This window comes from Erythrobacter sp., assembly GCA_019739335.1.
GTDB lineage: Bacteria > Pseudomonadota > Alphaproteobacteria > Sphingomonadales > Sphingomonadaceae > Alteraurantiacibacter.
Window position 1 is genome coordinate 753,990 of sequence record CP073261.1, and the last position, 19,369, is coordinate 773,358.

The 19,369-nt window shown below is 65.6% G+C and carries 15 protein-coding genes; 10 read left to right on the plus strand and 5 right to left on the minus strand.

What is annotated here, in order from left to right; all coding sequences use genetic code 11:
- Positions 1-54: 54 nt before the first annotated feature.
- Both JY451_03680 and JY451_03685 read left to right on the plus strand, forming a co-directional pair.
- The gene (locus JY451_03680; GenBank protein ID QZH75706.1) at positions 55-1,674 is read left to right on the plus strand and encodes a DUF5597 domain-containing protein; all 1,620 of its coding nucleotides are present in this window, start codon (positions 55-57) and stop codon (positions 1,672-1,674) included.
- The gene (locus JY451_03685; protein QZH75707.1) at positions 1,671-4,481 is read left to right on the plus strand and encodes a DUF5110 domain-containing protein; all 2,811 of its coding nucleotides are present in this window, start codon (positions 1,671-1,673) and stop codon (positions 4,479-4,481) included. The genes JY451_03680 and JY451_03685 overlap by 4 nt, the downstream gene beginning before the upstream one ends.
- Here the strand turns inward: JY451_03685 and JY451_03690 are convergent.
- A complete protein-coding gene (locus tag JY451_03690; protein ID QZH76541.1) occupies positions 4,448-5,749 on the minus strand; it encodes a sugar MFS transporter in 1,302 nt (433 codons plus the stop codon). The genes JY451_03685 and JY451_03690 overlap by 34 nt on opposite strands.
- 122 nt (positions 5,750-5,871) lie before the next feature.
- Between JY451_03690 and JY451_03695 the strand changes: the two genes are divergently transcribed.
- From JY451_03695 to JY451_03705, 3 genes are read left to right on the plus strand one after another with little or no spacing between them, the layout of a single operon-like run.
- Positions 5,872-7,656, plus strand: coding sequence for a dihydroxy-acid dehydratase family protein (locus JY451_03695; GenBank protein ID QZH75708.1), 1,785 nt, complete (start codon positions 5,872-5,874; stop codon positions 7,654-7,656).
- 14 nt (positions 7,657-7,670) lie between these two features.
- On the plus strand, positions 7,671-8,738 hold the full coding sequence (locus tag JY451_03700) for an alpha/beta fold hydrolase (protein QZH75709.1): 1,068 nt from the start codon (positions 7,671-7,673) through the stop codon (positions 8,736-8,738).
- Entirely contained in the window at positions 8,738-10,669 is a 1,932-nt protein-coding gene (locus tag JY451_03705) for an NPCBM/NEW2 domain-containing protein (protein QZH76542.1), read from the plus strand. Before JY451_03700 ends, JY451_03705 begins: the two co-directional genes overlap by 1 nt.
- Here JY451_03705 and JY451_03710 read toward each other — a convergent pair.
- The gene (locus JY451_03710; protein ID QZH75710.1) at positions 10,659-11,426 is read right to left on the minus strand and encodes a FadR family transcriptional regulator; all 768 of its coding nucleotides are present in this window, start codon (positions 11,424-11,426) and stop codon (positions 10,659-10,661) included. The genes JY451_03705 and JY451_03710 overlap by 11 nt on opposite strands.
- A gap of 85 nt (positions 11,427-11,511) precedes the next feature.
- Here JY451_03710 and JY451_03715 point away from each other — a divergent pair, with 85 nt between their 5' ends.
- From JY451_03715 to JY451_03725, 3 genes are read left to right on the plus strand one after another with little or no spacing between them, the layout of a single operon-like run.
- The gene (locus JY451_03715) at positions 11,512-12,150 is read left to right on the plus strand and encodes a 2-dehydro-3-deoxy-6-phosphogalactonate aldolase (GenBank protein QZH75711.1); all 639 of its coding nucleotides are present in this window, start codon (positions 11,512-11,514) and stop codon (positions 12,148-12,150) included.
- A complete protein-coding gene (locus tag JY451_03720) occupies positions 12,147-13,136 on the plus strand; it encodes an FAH family protein (GenBank protein ID QZH75712.1) in 990 nt (329 codons plus the stop codon). The genes JY451_03715 and JY451_03720 overlap by 4 nt, the downstream gene beginning before the upstream one ends.
- Before the next feature lie 5 nt (positions 13,137-13,141).
- Positions 13,142-14,065 carry a Gfo/Idh/MocA family oxidoreductase gene (locus JY451_03725; GenBank protein QZH75713.1) on the plus strand — a complete coding sequence of 308 codons (924 nt, stop codon included), beginning with the start codon at positions 13,142-13,144 and terminating at the stop codon, positions 14,063-14,065.
- A 9-nt stretch (positions 14,066-14,074) separates the two neighbouring features.
- On the opposite strand, the gene JY451_03730 is transcribed toward JY451_03725, so the two are convergent.
- Genes JY451_03730 through JY451_03740 form a run of 3 tightly spaced genes read right to left on the minus strand, consistent with a single transcriptional unit; the run spans position 14,075 to position 17,781 of the window.
- A complete protein-coding gene (locus JY451_03730; GenBank protein ID QZH75714.1) occupies positions 14,075-15,631 on the minus strand; it encodes an alpha-N-arabinofuranosidase in 1,557 nt (518 codons plus the stop codon).
- Entirely contained in the window at positions 15,628-16,794 is a 1,167-nt protein-coding gene (locus tag JY451_03735) for a galactose mutarotase (GenBank protein ID QZH75715.1), read from the minus strand. The genes JY451_03730 and JY451_03735 overlap by 4 nt, the downstream gene beginning before the upstream one ends.
- A gap of 45 nt (positions 16,795-16,839) precedes the next feature.
- Positions 16,840-17,781, minus strand: coding sequence for a sugar kinase (locus JY451_03740; protein ID QZH75716.1), 942 nt, complete (start codon positions 17,779-17,781; stop codon positions 16,840-16,842).
- 145 nt (positions 17,782-17,926) lie between these two features.
- Here JY451_03740 and JY451_03745 point away from each other — a divergent pair, with 145 nt between their 5' ends.
- Both JY451_03745 and JY451_03750 read left to right on the plus strand, forming a co-directional pair.
- Entirely contained in the window at positions 17,927-19,126 is a 1,200-nt protein-coding gene (locus JY451_03745) for a hypothetical protein (protein ID QZH75717.1), read from the plus strand.
- Positions 19,127-19,210: 84 nt separating this feature from the next.
- Positions 19,211-19,363: a hypothetical protein gene (locus tag JY451_03750; GenBank protein QZH75718.1), complete on the plus strand. Its 153-nt coding sequence runs from the start codon at positions 19,211-19,213 to the stop codon at positions 19,361-19,363.
- The last annotated feature ends 6 nt before the right edge of the window (positions 19,364-19,369 follow it).

The following is a 19,369-nucleotide window of genomic DNA, read 5'->3' on the forward strand; positions in this document are numbered from 1 at the left end:
CGACTTGCAATGCATCGCAGCTTTGTCATGGTAGCGCAAACATAGGAGAGGAAATTGCGGCTTTTCATCGCTTTTGCTGCCGCTGTCTGGGCACTGCTGGCCCCTGCGCAGGCGGTGGCGCAGGCTCCGCATTTCGTGGAAGGCCTCGCGCATCCGGCGCTGATCGTCGATGGCGAACCCTTCCTCGCGCTGGGGGTGCAGGCGAACAACAGTTCGAACTATCCCGCCATGCTCGAGACCGTCTGGCCGGTGATCGAACGGCTACATGCGAACACGCTGCTGATCCCGGTGGCGTGGGAACAGGTCGAGCCTGTGGAGGGCCAGTTCGACCTGACTTTCCTCGATTCGCTGCTGGAGCAGGCGCGCGACCACGACACGCGGCTGGTGCTGCTGTGGTACGGTGCGTTCAAGAATACCTCGCCCGCCTATGTGCCCGCATGGGTGAAGCGCGATGGCGTGCGATTCCCCCGGATGCGCCACCCCGATGGCGCTGCTCACTATGCACTGTCTCCGCATTCGGCCGAAACGCGCGAGGCCGATGCCCGCGCCTTTGCGCAGGTGATGCGGCATCTGGCGCGTAACGATCCGCAGCACACCGTCATCATGGTGCAGGTCGAGAACGAAAGCGGCAGCTACCGGCTGGCGCGCGATCATGCGCCCGAAGCCGCCGCGCTGTTCGATGCGCCGATACCGGAGGAGCTGGCCTTAGCACTCAACATCCCTCGCCAGCCGTGGAGCGCCGCCTTCGGCTCGCGCGCCGAGCAGTTCTTCATGAGCTGGCACATGGCAAGCTACATCGAGACAGTGGCGCAGGCGGGATTGGCCGAGTGGGAGCTGCCGATCCTCGTCAACGCCGCGCTGGGCAATGCCTTTACCGACGAACACGGCGATGTCGGCCCATCGGGCGGGCCGAACTGGAACGCGTTGCCGATCTGGCGCGTCGCCGCGCCCAGCGTAGATGCCTATGGCCCCGACATCTACAACCGCGATCCCGCTGCCGTCGCCGCCTTCCTCGATCACTATGCGGCAGACGGATGGCCGCTGCTGGTGCCCGAAATCGGCAATGCCGCAGAATATGCGCGGTTCGTCTGGCCGACGCTGGGGCGCGGCGGAGTGCTGTTCAGCCCGTTCGGCATGGATATGTCGGGCTATTCCAATTACCCGCTCGGTGCGAAGGTGCTCGACGAGCCGACTTTAGAAGCCTTTGCCGCACCCTATCGGCTGCTTTCCGGTTCGGCGCGCGACTGGGCGCGGATTGCCATCGATCACCCGACCTGGGGCACCGCGCGCGGCAGTGACGGCGCGGACCAGCAGCAGGTCATGGGCCGCTGGAAAGTGAGCGCGCAATATGCCCGCTGGCAGTTCGGGGAGGACGACTGGACCTTCCTCGACTCCGATCCGCACCCCTTGGCGGATGTGCCGACCGGGGGCGCGCTGGTTGCGCAGTTGGATGACGACACTTTCCTTGTCACCGGCAACAACGTCCGCGTCCGCTTCGCGCTCGCCGCGCCAGAGCCGGGCGAAGCGACGCAAGTGATCGAGGCACAGGAAGGCACGTTCGTCGACGGCGAATGGGTGATGCGCCGCCGCTGGAACGGCGACCAGGTCGATTACGGCTTCAATTTCGGAGATCAGCCCGTCTGGCTCCGCGTGGAAATGGGGACTTACCAATGAAACTGCGTCTCATCCTTGGCACCAGCCTGCTGGCGCTGGCCGCTCCCGCCCTTGCCGGAGAAGTCGAGCAAGTCCCGCACGGAATGCTGGTCACCACCGATGCGGGCGAGGAAGTGCGCGTGCTCGCCTATGCCGACGGCACCTTCCGGGTGACGGTGGCGGGCGACGTCGACGACGCGGCGCAAAGCCTGATGGTGATCGCCGCCCCGGACGGCGCACCCACTTTTGCCGCAGATGCCGAATGGGCCAGCCTCACGTCCAGCGGCGGCACGGCAAGGGTCCAGCTCTCCGACGGGCGGCTGATGGTCTTTGACGCCAGCGGCACCCTGCTGCTCGACGAACACGCCGCCGCCCGCCAGATCGACCCGGTGGAAATCGAAGGCCAGCAATGGTTCGCCACCCGCGCCCAGTTCAATCGCAGCACCGACGAGGGGCTTTACGGCCTCGGCCAGCACCAGAATGGCCAGATGAATTACAACGGCGAGGATGTCGAACTCGCGCAGCACAATATGGCGATTGCGGTGCCCTATCTGGTTTCGACGCGCGGCTTCGGGCTGCTTTGGGACAACAATTCGATCACCCGCGTCGGCGATCCGGAGCCGTACGCACAACTCGCTCTCGACTGGCAAGCGCAGTACTATCTCGGCGAGGAATTGGTCGTCACGCAGGCCGAGCCGACGATTAACTATCAGTACATCCGCGATCAGGCGCGCTGGCCTGCCGAGGCAACGGCGGCAGTAGAAGCCGCCACAACGGGTCAGAACACGCAGGGTAACGCCGTGCAGTCGCAGCGCGTCGTCTGGACCGGCAGCTTCACCCCCGAGCTCAGCGGCACGCACAAGTTCCGGCTCTATTCCTCCAGCTATGTTACTGTCACTGCCGATGGCGCGGAAGTGCTCAGCCGCTGGCGGCAGAACTGGAACCCCTGGTATCACAATTTCGAACTCGAACTGACCGCGGGCGAGCCAGTAAGCCTGCAAATCGACTGGGAGCCGAACCAGGGCTATATCGCGCTCGAACACGCCGACCCGCTGCCGGAAGAAGACCGCCACTCGGTCAGCTTCGCCAGCGAGGCGGGGCGCGCGATCGATTACTATGTCGTCCCCGCGCCGACGATGGACGCAGCCATCGCCGGATACCGCCGCCTGACGGGGGCGGCGCCGATGATGCCACGCTGGGCCTTCGGCTTCTGGCAATCGCGCCAGCGCTACGAAACGCAGGACCAGTTGCTCGGTGTGCTGCGCCAGTATCGCGAGGCGCAGATCCCGATCGACAACATCGTGCAGGACTGGTTCTACTGGCCCGAAAACCAGTGGGGCTGCCACTGCTTCGATCCCGCGCGCTTCCCCGATCCCGCCGCGATGGTGGAGGCGGTCCACGATATGGACGCGCGGTTCATGATTTCGGTCTGGCCCAAGTTCTATCCCGATACCGCGCATGCGCAGGAACTGGCGGCGGAGGGCTACCTCTACCAGCGCCCGCTCGACGCCCAGCAGCGCGACTGGGTGGGGCCGGGCTATGCCAACACCTTCTACGATCCCTACACGCAGGAGGCGCGGGACATCTACTGGCGGCAGATGCGTGAGACGCTGCTGCCATTGGGGGTGGATGCCTGGTGGATGGATGCGACCGAGCCGGACTGGCATTCCAATCTCTCGGTGGAAGAACGGCAGTTCCAGATGACCAGCCCCGCCACCGGCGTGCCCGGCGTGGCGATCTTCAATTCGTACCCGCTCCCCCATGCCGAAGGCGTGGCCGAAGGCCTGCGCGCGGCGCAGCCCGATACCCGGCCCTTCATCCTCACCCGTAGCGGTTTCGGCGGGGTGCAGCGCGCTTCAGCCGCGCTCTGGTCCGGCGATGTTGCCGCGCGGTGGGACGACCTGCGGGACCAGATCAGCGCCGGGTTGAACCTCTCGGTCGCGGGCGTGCCGCACTGGACGCACGACATCGGCGGCTTCGCGCTCGAAAACCGCTACAGCCAGCAGGACCCGGCGCACCTGCCTGAATGGCGGGAGCTTTACACCCGCTGGTTCCAGTTCGGCACCTTCAGCCCGCTGTTCCGCAGCCACGGGGAATTCCCGCAGCGCGAAACCCCGATCATCGCCGCCGACGATCCGGCGATGCTCGAAAGCCTCACCCACTATCACCGCCTGCGCTACCAGCTGATGCCCTATATCTACACCGTGGCGGCGGGCACTTACTACGACCATGGCACGATAATGCGCCCGCTGGTGATGGATTTCGAAGCCGACCGGCGCGTTTGGGATATCGACGACCAGTACCTGTTCGGCCCCTCCCTTCTGGTCACGCCCGTTACCGAGTTCGAGGCGCGCGAGCGGCAGGTTTACCTCCCCGCCGTGGCCGACTGGTTCGATGCTGCCACCGGCGCGCGCGTGCAGGGTGGCCAGGAGATCGCCGTCACCGCACCGCGCGAGCGGATGCCGCTGTTCGTTCGCGCCGGAGCCATCGTGCCCACTGGACCCGATGTGCAATGGACCGGGGAGAACCCGCAGGGGCCACTGACGATCCATGTCTTTGCCGGAGTGGACGGCGAGTTCACCCTCTACGAGGATCAGGGCACCGACATGGGCTACACGCGCGGGGAGTTCGTGCGGATACCGCTCAGCTGGGACGAGGCCACCCGCACCCTGACCATCGGCACGCGCGAAGGCAGCTTCCCCGGCATGGCGCTAGAGCGCGCCGTGTCGGTGGTGTTGCATAATGGCGAAAGCGGCGGGCCGGTGTTCGAGCGCCCCGCTGTCCGCGCTATCTCCTATTCGGGCGAGGCTGTCGAACTGTCGTTCTGAAGCACCTTCGGTTTCGAACCCGACAGAGCATACCAGATGATATAGACTTCGCAGGCGACCGTCAGCCAGAAGCTGTTCTGTAAGCCGTAGGCGTCTGCCAGCATTCCCTGGACGAACACCAGCGCGCCGCCGGCAATCGCGGTGATGAGGAGGCCAGAGCCTTCTTCGGTCAGCGGTCCCAGCCCCTTGATGCCCATCGCGAAGATCGCCGGAAACATGATCGAGTGGCCGAGACCGACCAGAATGAGGCACCACATCGCGATCGGCCCCTGCAATGTGGACGCGCCCACCATCACGATCAGCGCGAACAGCGCGAAGGCCGCCAGCGTCTTGTCCGCCGGGAAGCGGCCCAAGATGTAGCTGCCTGCAAACCGTCCGACCATCATCCCGCCCCACATCAGGGCCAGGTATTGTGCTGCCTCGGCGGGTGTGATGGCAGCGATTTCGGGCAGCACGGCGAAGTTGATGAACAGGTTTGCAACCCCGATTTCGGCAATCAGGTAAATGAAGATCGCCGGAACACCGAACACGAGGTTGCGGTGGTTCCACAGCGAAAGCTTCTTGCGCTCTTCGCGCGCCACCCGGTTGGTGGCGGAGCCCAGTGCAGGCAGCTTCGAGCGCCAGATGACCACCGCGATGATCACCAGCACCACCGCCACCATGATATAGGGCAGTTCGGTGGCCTGCGCATCCGCCAGCCGCTGCGCCTGGGTCAGCTCGGTTCCTTCGAGCGAAGTCCCGCCGATCGTGCGGCTGAGGATCAGGTAGCCGCCGAAATAGGGCGCCAGGAATGTGCCGAGCGAATTGAACGCCTGCACCAGCGTCAGGCGGCTCTCGCTGCTTTCGGCAGGGCCGATCACCGCGACATAGGGGTTGGCTGCGACCTGCAGCAGCGTGATCCCGCTGGCGATCACGAACAGGGCGAACAGGGTGACGCCATAGGACGGAAGCTGCGCCGCGGGCACCATGCACAGTGCGCCGAGCGCCATGACCACCAGCCCGACGATGATTGCCTTCTTGTATCCGATCCGCTCGATCAGGAAGGCGCTCGGCATCCCCATCACCCCGTAGGCGATGAACCACACGCTCTCGATCAGGGTGGTCTGGGTGTAGCTCAGTTCGAACACGCTGCGCAGGTGCGGCAGCAGCGTGCCGTTGATGACGGTGATGAACCCCCACATGAAGAACAGCGTGGCCAGCAGCGCCAGCGCGGGCTTGTAGTTGAAACCTGCCGCGCTTCCCGCAGCAGTTGCACCCGATTGCGGCATCACGGCCATCCTCAAATCCCTCCCCGACGCGGCTTGCGTTCTCGCTATTTGTCGGAGTATTGGAGCCGAAGGTCAGCGTCAAGCCACGCTGCGGAGGGAAGACATTTCATGAATGGCAAATCATGACTGGCAAATTGCGCAGCCGCGCCTGGTTCGACAATTCCGAGAACGTGGACATGACCGCGCTCTATCTCGAGCGGTACCTCAACTTCGGCCTCAGTCTGGCCGAATTGCGCGGCGACAAGCCGATCATCGGCATTGCCCAGACCGGCAGCGACCTATCCCCCTGCAACCGCCACCATCTGGTGCTGGCCGAGCGAGTGCGCGAAGGGATTCGCGAAGCAGGCGGGATCGCGCTAGAATTTCCCGTCCATCCGATCCAGGAAACCGGCAAGCGGCCCACGGCGGGGCTCGATCGCAATCTCGCCTATCTGGCGCTGGTCGAACTGCTCTACGGCTATCCGCTCGACGGCGTGGTGCTCACCACCGGTTGCGACAAGACCACGCCCGCCTGCCTGATGGCAGCGGCAACGGTGAACATTCCCGCCATCGCCCTGTCAGTCGGGCCGATGCTTAACGGATGGCACAAGGGCGAGCGGACCGGATCGGGCACCATCGTCTGGAAAGCGCGCGAACTGCTCGCCGCGGGCGAGATCGACGACGAAGGGTTCATCAGGCTGGTCGCGAGCAGCGCGCCGTCCACCGGTTATTGCAACACGATGGGCACGGCCACAACGATGAATTCGCTGGCCGAAGCGTTGGGCATGATGCTGCCCGGCAGCGCCGCGATCCCGGCGCCCTACCGGGACCGGCAGGAAGTGGCCTACCTTACCGGCAAGCGGATTGTCGAAATGGTGGCAGAGGACCTGAAGCCCTCCGACGTGATGACCCGCGAAAGCTTCCTTAACGCCATCGTCGTCAACTCGGCCATCGGCGGATCGACCAATGCGCCGATCCACCTCGCGGCTCTGGCGCGGCATCTGGGAGTCGAGCTGGACCTGACAGACTGGCAGGAACACGGCCACCGCGTGCCGCTGCTCGTCAATCTCCAGCCCGCGGGCGAATATCTGGGCGAGGACTACTACCGCGCGGGCGGAGTTCCGGCGGTAGTGGCCGAACTGATGCGCGCCGGGCTGATCCACGAAGACGCGAGCACGGTGAACGGGCGCACCATCGGCGAGAACTGCCGCAGTGCCCAGATCGAAGACCCGCGCGTGATCCGCACGATGGCCGAACCGCTGGTGCAGGATGCGGGCTTCATCGTCCTCTCGGGCAACCTGTTCGACGCGGCGATCATGAAGACCAGCGTTATCGGAGAGGAATTCCGCAACCGCTATCTCTCCGATCCCGATGATCCCGAAGCTTTCGAAGGCCCGGTGGTGGTGTTCGATGGGCCGGAGGATTACCACCGCCGGATCGACGATCCCGCAATGGGAATTACCGACCGGCACATGCTGATCATGCGCGGCGCGGGGCCGGTCGGCTATCCCGGCGCGGCGGAAGTGGTGAACATGCGAGCGCCTGCCTACCTGCTCAGCGAAGGCGTCCACGCGCTGCCGTGCATCGGTGACGGGCGGCAATCGGGCACCTCGGCAAGCCCTTCGATCCTCAACGCTTCGCCCGAAGCGGCGGTGGGCGGCCCGCTGGCGCTGGTGCAGACGGGGGACCGGCTGCGGATCGACCTGGCGCGCGGTGAAGTGAACTTGCTGGTGGGTGCGGACGAGCTGGAGCGGCGGCGAAGTGCGCTCGATGCAGCGGGCGGCTTTGCCTATCCGCCTTCGCAGACCCCGTGGCAGGAAATCCAGCGGCGGCTGGTGGGCCAGCTCGATGCCGGGGCAATTCTCGAAGGCAGCGAGGCCTATCAGCGGATTGCCCAGACGCGGGGATTGCCGCGCGACAATCATTGAGGGGAGCAGAGCGGATGCGTCAGATATTCACGTTGGCCATTGTAGCGCTGGCGGCGCTGGCCGCGCCCGCCGCCGCGCAGGTGGCGACCGACCGGCCCGCCGTGATAGCAGGTGCCGAGCCGGTTCGGGTCGAGACAATCTCGGTCCATTCGGACTTCATCGCCGGCAACCTCGAAGGCAATTCGGCGGAGCGCGAAGTCTTCGTCCTGCTCCCGCCGAGCTACGACCGCGAGCCGGAGCGGCGCTATCCCGTCGTCTATGCGCTGCACGGCTTCTGGATCGATGCGCGCCAGTGGATGGGCGAAATCCATATGCCGCAGACCGCCGAGGGCGCTTTCGCCAGCGGCGTGCCGGAAATGATCGTGGTGCTGCCGAGCAGCAAGACCCGCCATCTCGGATCGTTCTACGCTTCTGGCCAGACAGTCGGCAATTTCGAGGAATTTATCGCCAGCGAGCTGGTCGCGCACATAGACGCCAACTACCGCACCATCGCCCGGCGCGAAAGCCGCGGGCTGGTCGGCCATTCGATGGGCGGCTACGGCGCGACCCGAATCGGGCTGCGCCATGCCGACGCTTTCGGCGCGCTCTACGTGATGAGCCCCGGCGGTCTCACCCCGCGCGGGGCGAGCATTCCCGCGCCCGAACTGGTCGAGCGGCTCTATGCCATCGACGCGGTGGAAGACCTCGCCGACCTGCCGAACGAAGTGCGCGGGTTGCTGGCCTCCTCGGCGGCGCTCGCGCCCAATCCAGACAACCCGCCGCTGTTCCTCGATTTCCCGTTCGACGAAGCGGGCGTGGCACGGCCCGACATCGTGGCGAAGCTGACCGCAAACGCCCCACTGGCCTTCATCGACCAGCACATCGACGATCTGCAAAGCTATGCCGCCATCGCGCTGGATGTGGGCGACGCGGATTTCCTGATTGCCGACGCGCAGGCGCTCCACACGGCGCTCGACCGCTACGGCATAGTGCACCAATTCGAAATCTACGCAGGCGATCACACCAACCGCCTCGGCTTCCGGATGCAGGACCATGTGCTGCCGTTCTTCGGCCAGCATCTCGAATTTGGCGCAGAGCAATGATGCGCGCGCTCTCACTTTCGCTGGCGCTGCTGGCCCTCGCCGCGCAGCCCGCCATCGCCCAGACTGATAGCGCGCCACGCGAACTGGCGCTCGAACCGACCGGCGAATGGACTGCCTACGAAGGCGGCAATGCCCCCACGCCGCCGATGGGGTGGAACAGCTGGAACGCCTTCTATCACGATGTGGACGAGGAAAAGGTGCTCGCATCGGCGCAGATCATCCTTGATCGCGGACTGGCGGCGGCGGGCTATCGCTCGATCAATATCGATGACGGCTGGTGGCTGCGGCGCGATGCAGCGACGGGCCGGATGATCATTCGCACCGCCACTTTCCCCTCTGCCGCGATGCCGGACGGCAGCACCAGCTTCCGCCCGCTGACCGACCGCCTCCACGCGATGGGCCTGCGCGCGGGGATCTATTCGGATATCGGGCGCAATTCGTGCGGCCAGACCTTCGGCCACGGCGCGGCGAACAATCCGCAAGGCTCCATGGAAGAGCGCGAAGTCGGACTCTACGATCACATCGATCAGGACATCGCGCTCTATTTCGGCGAATGGGGCTTCGATTACATCAAGGTGGACGGCTGCGGCATTCGCGGCATGGGCGCGGGCAATCCCAATGTGCAGGCGGGCACCTACCGCATGTTCGACCCGCTGATCGATTTCGATGCCCACAGCCGCACCGACATCGCCGCCGTGCAGGCGCTGTTTGGCGAAGTGGGCGCGGCGCTGGAGCGGCACAATCCCGATGGCGATTTCACCTATTCGCTGTGCATCTGGGGTGCGGCGGACGTGCGCAGCTGGTTCGGCCGCTACGGCAACCTGTCACGCACCAGCGAGGATATTGCGCCGACCTGGGGGCGGATGCTGCACAATCTCGATAGCGCCGCCCGCCGCGAACTCTACGCGCAGCCGGGCAACTGGAACGATCCGGACATGCTGTTCATCGGCTCGGGCGATTTCGATTCCGCGCACATGGTGGAAGCGCGTTCGCACTTCGCGCTCTGGGCGATGCTCTCGGCGCCGCTGATCATCGGTTACGACCTGCGCCGCGCGACCGACGAGCAAATTGCCCTGCTCGGCCATCCCCGGCTGGTGGCGATCAACCAGGACCCGGCGGGCAACCAAGCGGTGCTGGCTTTCGACAGCCAGGACGTGCAGATTTTCGTCAAGACATTGAGTGACGGGAGCAAGGCCGTGGCCCTGTTCAACCGCACTGCCATGCCGCTGGAGGTGACGCTGACCGCGCAGCACCTCAAGCTGGCGGGGGACAGCGAAATCACGCTCGGCGATCTGTGGAGCGGCGACACGCTCGCCTTCACCGGCCAGCACCGCCTCACCCTCGCGCCGCATGAAACGCGGGTGTTCGACGCGAGCGGGGAGCGGCAGCTGGCGGACGGTTTCTACCTTTCCGAACTTCCCGGTCGGATCCATGTCGCCGAGGACGGCGTGCTCCACCCGCAACCCGATCCGCTGATCCACCGCGCAATCGTGCCGTGGCAGAACACCAACGGTTCGGGCGAGCGCCCGCGTTACACCGGCTGGGGCGGCGCGCGGGCGGACAGCACCCCCTTTGGCGAGGCGCAGCGGATTGCGGGGCGCGAATTCACCAGCGGCATTGGCGTGCTGGCAGGATCGCGACTGGAACTGCGCGCCAACGGGTTTTCGCGGCTGACGGCCGAGGTCGGGATCGACGAGTCCGCGCCGGTGGACGGGCAGCGGGCAAGATTCGAGATTTATGGCGATGGCGAATTGCTGGCGCAGTCCGAATGGCTCGCGCAGGGCATGGTGGCCCGGCCATTGGCGGCAGACCTTGGCGGTGCGGAAGTGGTCGAGCTGGTGGTGCGTCCCGAAAGCGAAGGCGCGCTACCGCTGCCGGTCACCTGGGGCAATGCGGCGCTGCTGCACGGCGGTGCCGATGTCAGCCCCTAGCATGATCCTCGATCGCGGTCCGCGTGTCGCGGTGCGCAAGTTCGATCAGATCGGTCATCGCCCCGGCTGCGCCGTCCGCGTCTCCGGCTGCCACGGCATCGAGCACCCGCTGGTGATCGGGCACCGGATCGCGCGAAAGGCCTGCAGTGCGGCTCTTGTAGATGGTGGTGAAGGCGACTGCCGCGCCAATCGAAGCCGCCAGCGACATCATCGCTTCGTTGCCCGTGGCGGCAATCAGCGTGGCGTGGAAGGCCTTGTCCGCGGCCTGCCCGCGCTCGTTCTCCAGCGTCTCCCGCTCCATGGTCTCGAGGCAGGCGCGCATCGTGGCGACATGTTCCGCCGTGCGCCGCTCCGCCGCCATCCGCGCCACGGCCGGTTCCACCACCGCGCGCAATTCAAACAGGTCGCGCACGAAGGACACATCCGGCTCCTCGGCAAAGGCCCAGGCGAGCACCATCGGATCGAGCAGGTTCCACTGGTGGCGCGGCAGCACCCTTGTGCCGTCCTTCGGCCTGCTCGCCACCAGCCCCTTGGCCGCCAGCACCTGCACCGCTTCGCGATAGGCGCTGCGCGATACGTCGAGCGCTTCGGCATTGGCGACTTCACCGGTCAGCTTCTCGCCCACCGCGATGCGCCCCGAAACGATGGCGGTGCCAAGCAGGTTCGCCACCGCGCCGTGCAGCCGCCTGCCCGAATCGCGCTTCTGGCGCACGACCTCGCGCGGCAATCTTGCGGGACTGGGCGTGGCGTTGCTCATCGGGCTCCCCTGATTGCCGGTGCTGGCTTTCCCCCCGGCTTATTCGCAAAGCCTTGGGCAGAGTCAAATTGTGGAGATTGCGCGGATGGCTGATCTGGATTCGCTGCTGGTAGCAGGCGCGCCGCCGATTATCGCGATCCTGCGCGGGCTGGTTCCCGCCGAGGCGTTGGGTGTGGGCCGGGCACTGGTCGATGCCGGGGTGCGAATGCTGGAAGTTCCGAGCAATTCGCCCGACTGGCAGGACAGCGTTGCCGTGCTCGCGCGCGAATTCGGGCAGGACTGCGCGATTGGTGGGGGCACGATTACTTCGCTTGAACTGGCCGATATGTTGCACGCGGCGGGCGGCACCCTGCTGGTCGCACCAAATTGCGATCCCGCAGTGATTGCGCGCGGACTGGCGCACGGTATAGAGGTTCTGCCGGGCGTGTTTTCGCCGAGCGAGGCCTTTGCGGCGGTAAACGCCGGCGCCCGGCGGCTGAAGCTGTTCCCGGCAGGTAGTGTTGCTCTGTCACACATCGGCGCACTGGCCAGCGTGCTGCCGCAGGGAACGGGTATCTGGGCAGTTGGCGGAGTCGATGCGGACAACGCCGCCCAGTGGATCGCCGCCGGAGCCGAGGGTGTGGGCGTGGGCGGCAGCCTGTTCGCGCCGGGACGGCCCATCGAAGAACTTACGCGCCGCGCCCGCGATCTGGTCGCTGCTGTTGCACAAGGAAGTGCCCAATGATCTTCATTCAAATCCGCTCGCCTGCGGGCGAGCGTCAGGTGCTGGCCGCAACGGAAGACGGTCACCGGACAGTGAACGGCATCGAGTCCACCCGCGAACTAGCGCTCGCAGCCATCGCCGCAGGGCAATCGCTGGAAGCGCAGGCGCATTCGGCGGGGCTGGGGGATGTGGTGGATGTGGCGCAGGCGCTGGCCGAGGGGCGTGTCCTCCCGCCGGTCGATCATCCCGATCCGGCGCACCTGTTCCTCTGCGGCACCGGACTGACCCACCTCGGGAGCGCCGAGGGGCGCGACCAGATGCACCAGTTGGCGGCGAGCGGGCAGGCGACCGATTCGATGAGGATGTTTCTCGAAGGTCTCGAAGGCGGCAAGCCTGCCGAGGGCGCGATCGGCCAGCAGCCCGAGTGGTTCTACAAGGGCGACGGGGCGCATCTGGTCGCCACAGGTGCGCCGCTCGATCAGCCAGGGTATGCCGTCGATGGCGGGGAGGAGCCGGAGATTGCCGGGCTCTACATCATCGGCGCGCACGGCACCCCGCACAGGCTGGGCTTCTGCCTTGCCAACGAGTTCTCCGACCATGTGACCGAGCGGCACAACTATCTCTGGCTCGCCCATTCCAAGCTGCGGCAAGCGGCGCTTGGCCCGGAATTGCTCACCGGCGGCCTGCCGCGCGATGTACGCGGCCATGTGCGGATCGAGCGGGCTGGTGCGACCGTGTGGGAAAAGCCGTTCCTCACCGGCGAGGACAACATGGCCCATTCGATCGCCAATCTTGAGCACCATCACTTCAAGTACGCGCAGTTCCGGAGGCCGGGTGATGTGCATGTGCATTTCTTCGGCACCTCCACCGCCAGCTTTGCCGATGGGTTCGTGACACAGGATGGTGACGTGTTTGAAATTGCCGCGCCGCCGTTCGCGCTGCCTTTGCGCAATGCGCTGAGGGTGATCGCGCCCTCGCTCGCCCCGACCAGCGTTGCGGTTCTGTGAGCCAAATGCCGATTGCGGTCGCCGTTATCGGGCTGGGCAAGATTGCGCACGACCAGCACCTGCCCGCTATCGCCGCCAGCGACCGGTTCGTGCTGGCCGCAACGGTCGATCCTGCGGCAGAGGAAACGGGAAGCCCGCCCCACTTTACCAATCTTGCAGACCTGCTCGCCAGTGGCTGCAAGGTTGATGCGGTAGTTGTCTGCACCCCGCCGCGCGTGCGCCAGAAGCTGGCACGCGAGGCGCTGAAGGCAGGGCTGCACGTGATGCTCGAGAAGCCGCCCTGCGCCACGGTGGAGGAAGCGGAAGAGTTGCGCGACCTGGCCGCGCGTGGAGGCGTCACGCTCTACACCGCCTGGCATTCGCAGCACGCCGCTGGCGTCGCCCCGGCGCGCAAATGGCTGGCGGGGCGGACCATCCGTTCGGTCGCCATCGACTGGCGCGAGGATGTGCGGGTGTGGCATCCGGGGCAGAAGTGGATTTTCGAGGAATGCGGCTTCGGGGTGTTCGATCCGGCGATCAATGCGCTGTCGATCCTGACCGCGCTTGTCCCCGGACCGTTGCGGGTAGAGTCAGCCCTGCTGGAAGTGCCCGCCAATTGCGCCGCGCCTATCGCGGGAAGGCTGGCGATGACCGATACCGCCGCCACCCCCATCGCGCTGGAAATGGATTTCCTGCAAACCGGCCCGCAAACCTGGGACATCCGCATCGAGACCGATGCCGGAACGCTGCTGCTGCAAAAGGGCGGCAGCGTGCTGGTGACGCCCGAGGGCATCCGGACCGCTTCCGATGGCGAATACCCCTCACTTTACGCACGCTTTGCCGAGCTGATCGGCAGCGTGGAAAGCGAAGTCGATCTCGCCCCACTCGAACTGGTCGAGTCTGCTCTACTCCAGGGCGAGCGCCGCGAAGTCGCGCCCTTCCACGAATAGGCAGGCAGACTACTCCAGCGCCAGCACCGCCACCGACTTCGGCGGCAGGTCCACCGTCACCCGCGAACCATCTACCCTGCCCGCAATCGCCACCGGCACCACCACATCGGGCGCGGCAAAGGTGTTGAGCGAATTGACATTCGGCCCGGTCAGCACTTCGCCGCGCGCGCTCTGCACCTGCACCGATCCCAGATCGAGCGCCACTTCCCGCGCGACATGCGGATCGAGATTCACCAGCGCAACGTGCAGCCTGCCGTCAGTATCCCGGAAGGCAACCGCATCGACCCCCGGCAGAGTGATCTCGCCATGCCGGTACTCGCCCGCCGCAAACTCCACCGGCACCAAAGTCGCGTCCTGCATCGGCAGGTAGAGCTTGTGCACCCAGTAGGTCGGCGTGCGCACCATCTGCGGGCCGTCGGTCAGGATCATCGCCTGCAAGACATTGACCATCTGCGCGATATTGGCCGCGCGAACGCGCTGCCCGTGGCGGGCGAAAATGTTGAAGTTGAGTGCCGCCAGAATGCCGTCTCGCAGCGAGTTCTGCTGCTGCAAAAAGCCCTCCCGCGTGCCGGGATCCTCGGCCAGCCACACGCCCCATTCGTCCACCACCAGCGCCACTTCGCGTTCCGGATCGTAGCGATCCATGATCGCCGAATGCGCGGCAATGCGCTCGTCGATCAGCAGCGTGGTCTGCAGGATGAGTGCGTAATCGTCCTCGCCGAAATCGGTGCTGGGCAGCGAGGGTGGCCATTGCGGGACGGTGTAATTGTGCATCGAGAGGCCTTCGATCGACCAGCTCCAGTCGCGCCCCGCCCAGGCTTCCATCACCGCTTCGGTATAGCGGGTATCGCCGTCGCTCGGCCCCACCGCGACGCGCTCCATCGCCCGTTCGCCAGTCTGGTTCGCGTTATAGTTGCGGTTGAAGCGCGCGTGGCGTTTCATCAGATCGACATAGTGTTCGGGCCGCATGTTGCCGCCGCACCCCCAGCTTTCGTTGCCGAGGCCGAGGAAGCGCACTTCGTATTGATCGGGGTGCCCGTTGGCCGCGCGTTCCTGCCCGGCGGTGCTCTGCTGGTCGGCAGTGAGATAGGCCATCCAGTCGGCGGATTCCTGAATCGTCCCCGATCCGACATTGACCGAAATGAAGGCTTCGGAACCGATCTGCTCGATGAAATCGTAGAATTCGTCGGTGCCGAAGGTGTTCGGCTCCAGCGCCCCGCCCCAGTTGGCGTTGACCGTGACCCGCCGGTTCGGCCCTATGCCATCGCGCCAGTGGTATTCGTCGGCAAAGCAGCCGCCGGGATAGCGGACATTAGGTACCCGGATTTCGCGCAGCGCCTCGACTACGTCGGTGCGGATCCCGCGCACGTTGGGGATTGCGCTGTCCTCCCCCACCCACACGCCTTCGTAAATGCCTTCGCCCAGATGCTCGGCGAACTGGCCGAACAGGTGGCGGCTGAGGTGGGGACCCTCGGCTTCGGTACCGATGGTGACGACCACATCCTGCGCCAGAGCAGCGGGAGCGGCGGCGAGCGCCAGAGCGGCGGCAAGGGAGCGCGCGATCATTGGCCGTTCTCCGATGTCGGGGCCAGGCTCACCCGATAGATCATTTCATGACGGTAGGTCTGGCCCGGATCGAGCCGCGCCGAGACGAATTGCGGCTGATTGGGCGCGTCGGGGAAGCGCTGCGGTTCGAGCGCGATCCCGTCGCCCATCCGGTAAATCCGCCCGCTCCGGCCCAGCACGGTGCCATCAAGGAAATTGCCGGTGTAAAACTGGATACCCGGTTCGGTGCTGAGCACTTCGAGCATCCGCCCGCTCACGGTATCGACCAGCCGCGCTGCCAGCTCGGGCACTTGCGTCACGCCCTTGTCGAGCGCGAAATTGTGATCGTAGCCGCGTCCGCGCACGATCTGCTCGTCGCTGCCATCGCGCAGTCCTTCCTCGATCAGCCGCCAGCCGGTGAAATCGAACTGGCTGCCTGCCACGGCGCGCAGTTCCCCGGTGGGGATCAGCGCTTCATCGACCGGAGTGTAACGGCGTGCGGGGATCATCAGGTAATGCCTCATCGCGCCACGCTCAGCCTCGTCCCCGGCGAGATTGAACAGCGCGTGGTTGGTCATGTTGACCACCGTGGGCGCGTCGCTGGTCGCTTCGAACACGATGCCCAAATCGCCCACATCGTCGAGCGTGTAGGTGACGCGCACCTCCATGTTGCCGGGATAGCCCTGATCGCCGTCCGCGCTGGTCAGCGCCATCGTCACCGAGGCGACCGGGCCGCTTTCCACGGAGACGATCCGCCAGACCCGCTTGTCGAACCCGATTGCACCGCCGTGGAGCGAATTGGGATCATCGTTGGCGGGAAGAGTATAAGTCTCGCCGTCCAGCGTGAAGGTCGCGCCGGCAATACGGTTGGCAAAGCGGCCCACGGTGACGCCGAAGTAATTGGGGAAGCGCTCGTAATCGGCGGTGTCGTCGTAGCCGAGGGTGATGTCGGCCACGTTGCCCTCGCGGTCCGGCGCTTCGAAGGCCTGCAAGGTAGCGCCGTAGGTTATGATCCGGGCGCTGACCCCGGCGTCATTCGACAGGGTGACGGCCTCGATCCGGGTGCCATCCGCCAGTTGCCCCGCGTCGCCGCGCTCAGCCTCCGCTGCCGCCACCGGAACTGCGCCCAAGGCGAATGCTATCGCCGCTGAAACCCCAATCGCCCGCATCGCTCTTCCTCTCATGACCCGACACCTATTTGTCAGAGTAATAGAGAATTGCAATGCGCTTTATCGGCGCAGCCCTGCATAGGGCGCGGCATCATCGACTGGCGGGATCGCCCCCCGCCGCATCACAATCCAGCCGCCGAGCGCATGGCCCGCCAGCGCTGCCTGCGCCGGTTCGTCGCCAGCCAGCCGCGCCGACAGATAGCCCGCATCGAAGGCATCACCCGCGCCGCTGGTATCGACCGGATCGAGCCGCGCCGGGGGCGGGACAATGGTGCCATCGGGCAGGCGGCACCCGTCCGCGCCCAGCTTGACGACGACTTCCGCCTTGCCTTCGCTCGCTTCCATCCAGCTTTCGTAAACCGCCTGCGCATCGCCCAGTCCGGCGAGCGAGGCCTCGTCCTCCAGCGTCGGCAGGCCCATCGTCGCGCTCGCGGCTCCGGCATTGCGCCAGTCCAGCGCTTCCTCGCGCGAGGCCCAGAGGCGCGGGCGGTAATTGCCATCGAACATCACTCGCCCGCCCTTGCCGCGCACATGCTGGGCCAGCGCCAGCAATTCGCCGCGCCCCGCCTCGTCAAGGATGGCCAGACTGATCAACGAGAACACCAGCAGGTCCGCCCGCTCCGCCGCCGCCCGGATCGGCGCGAAGAGTTCGGGCGCAAACATATGCCGCGCCGCAGCCGTCTCGCGCCAATAGGTGAAGCTGCGTTCCCCCGCAGCATCGGTATGGATCGCATAGAGCCCGATGTTGCGCGCAGGGTGTTCTGACACCAGACTGCAATCGAGCCCCTCGCCTTCCCACGCAGCGCGCGCCGCCAGGCTGAAGCGATCCGCGCCAAGGCTGCTCAGGAACGCCACATCGCAGCCGAGTCGCGCCAAGTGCACGCCGACATCAAGCATGTCCCCGCCATGCGCCATCTGCCAGTCGTCCGCCCCGCCGCCCGGCGCGCGGAACAGTTCGGCCATGCCTTCGCCGACGCAGACAATGCGGGGCTTGCCGCTCATGAAAAATCCTTCCCGTTCCCGTTAGCGCTACCTCTTGCGCAAGCGCGGGCGAAGTTTCAACGGAGAAGCTGCAAGGCCATCCCGCCGTCAATTGACTATGTCCACGCTCCGCGCCTAGAGCGCCAGCGCAAAGGAGCACGCCCCCATGACCCAGCACATCCTCGAAAAACTCGCCGCCACCAATCCCGAAGCCGAGATCTGGTGGGACAGTTCGCCGCTGGTCTATCCGAGCTGGAAGGCCGAATCGCTGGCCAAGGCGCCCGAAGCCAAGCGCGCCGAGTGGGAAGAACAGCTCACCCGCCTCTATGACAACGCGACCATCAAGCAGTCGGGCGAGATGGGCTTTCGCGGTGTCACCACCAATCCGCCGCTGTCCTTGCAGGCGGTGCAGCTCGATCCGGCGGGCTGGACCCAGCTGGTCAAGGACATCGCCGCGTCGGACCGCGCGCTCGATGTCGAAGGCGTGTACTGGAAGATGTACCTCGAACTGGTGAAGCGCGGCGCCGATGCGATCCGCCCGGTGTTCGAGAAGTCGGGCTACAAGTACGGCATGCTCTCGGGCCAGGTCGATCCGCGCTTCGTCACCGACGGCGAGGCGATGCTGGCGCAGGGCCTGACGATCGCCGCGATGGGCGACAACGTGATGGTCAAGCTGCCCGGCTCCAAGGAAGGCTACGAAGTGCTGGAGGAACTGACCGCGCGCGGCATTTCCACCAACAACACCACCAGCTTTGCCGTGGCGCAATACACCCGCTGCCGCGCGGCAGTGACCGCAGGTCTGCAACGCGCGCAAGCGGCAGGCGTGGACCTCTCGAAGTGGCGCTCGGTCATCACCCACATGTCCAGCCGCCTCGGCGAAAAGGGCGACTGGAAAGTGCAGGCCAAGGCGCGCGGCATCGAACTGTCTCTCGACGAGATCCGCGATGGCGAGGAAGCCGTGCTCAAGCGCGCCTACTGGCAGGGCAAGAACACCGGCCACCCGTCCAAGATGCTGCAATGTTCGATGCGGGTGGAAAAGGACAAGGACGGGAAAACCGTCAGCCGCCACGTGCAGGATTTCGCCGGCTCGGACATGGTCTACACCTGCCCGCCGAGCTACATCCTGCAATTGATGGAAGTGGAGGACGAACTGGCTCCCTTCGATCCCAAGGCCATCGAACGCGAGCCGAACCCGGCCAGCGTGGAAAAACTTATGAAGCTCCCCAGCTTCCGCCAGGCCTATGAATTCGAAGGCATGAAGCCGAACGAATTCGCCCAGTTCGGCGCCTTCCAGGCCACCGCCACCGAATTTGCTGCTGCCACGCGGCAGACGGTGGATTTCGTGCGGATGGTGATGGAGGGATAAAGGCGACGGCTGGAACGCCCGCCTTCCCCATTCATTCTCCGAATTGAAAGGGGAGAGAGCATCCAGACGATCCTGCAATTCTTCGTGCAGATCCTGATGGCGCTGTTCGGCGCGATCGGGAGTGCGCTGGCGACCTTCGGCACCGCCGGGTTGTTCATGGGCGGCGGCGCACTGGGCGGAGGCTGGTTCTGGCGGCGCTGGCGAAGGCGGGGCCGGAAGCCAGACAAGGACGATTAGCTCCTG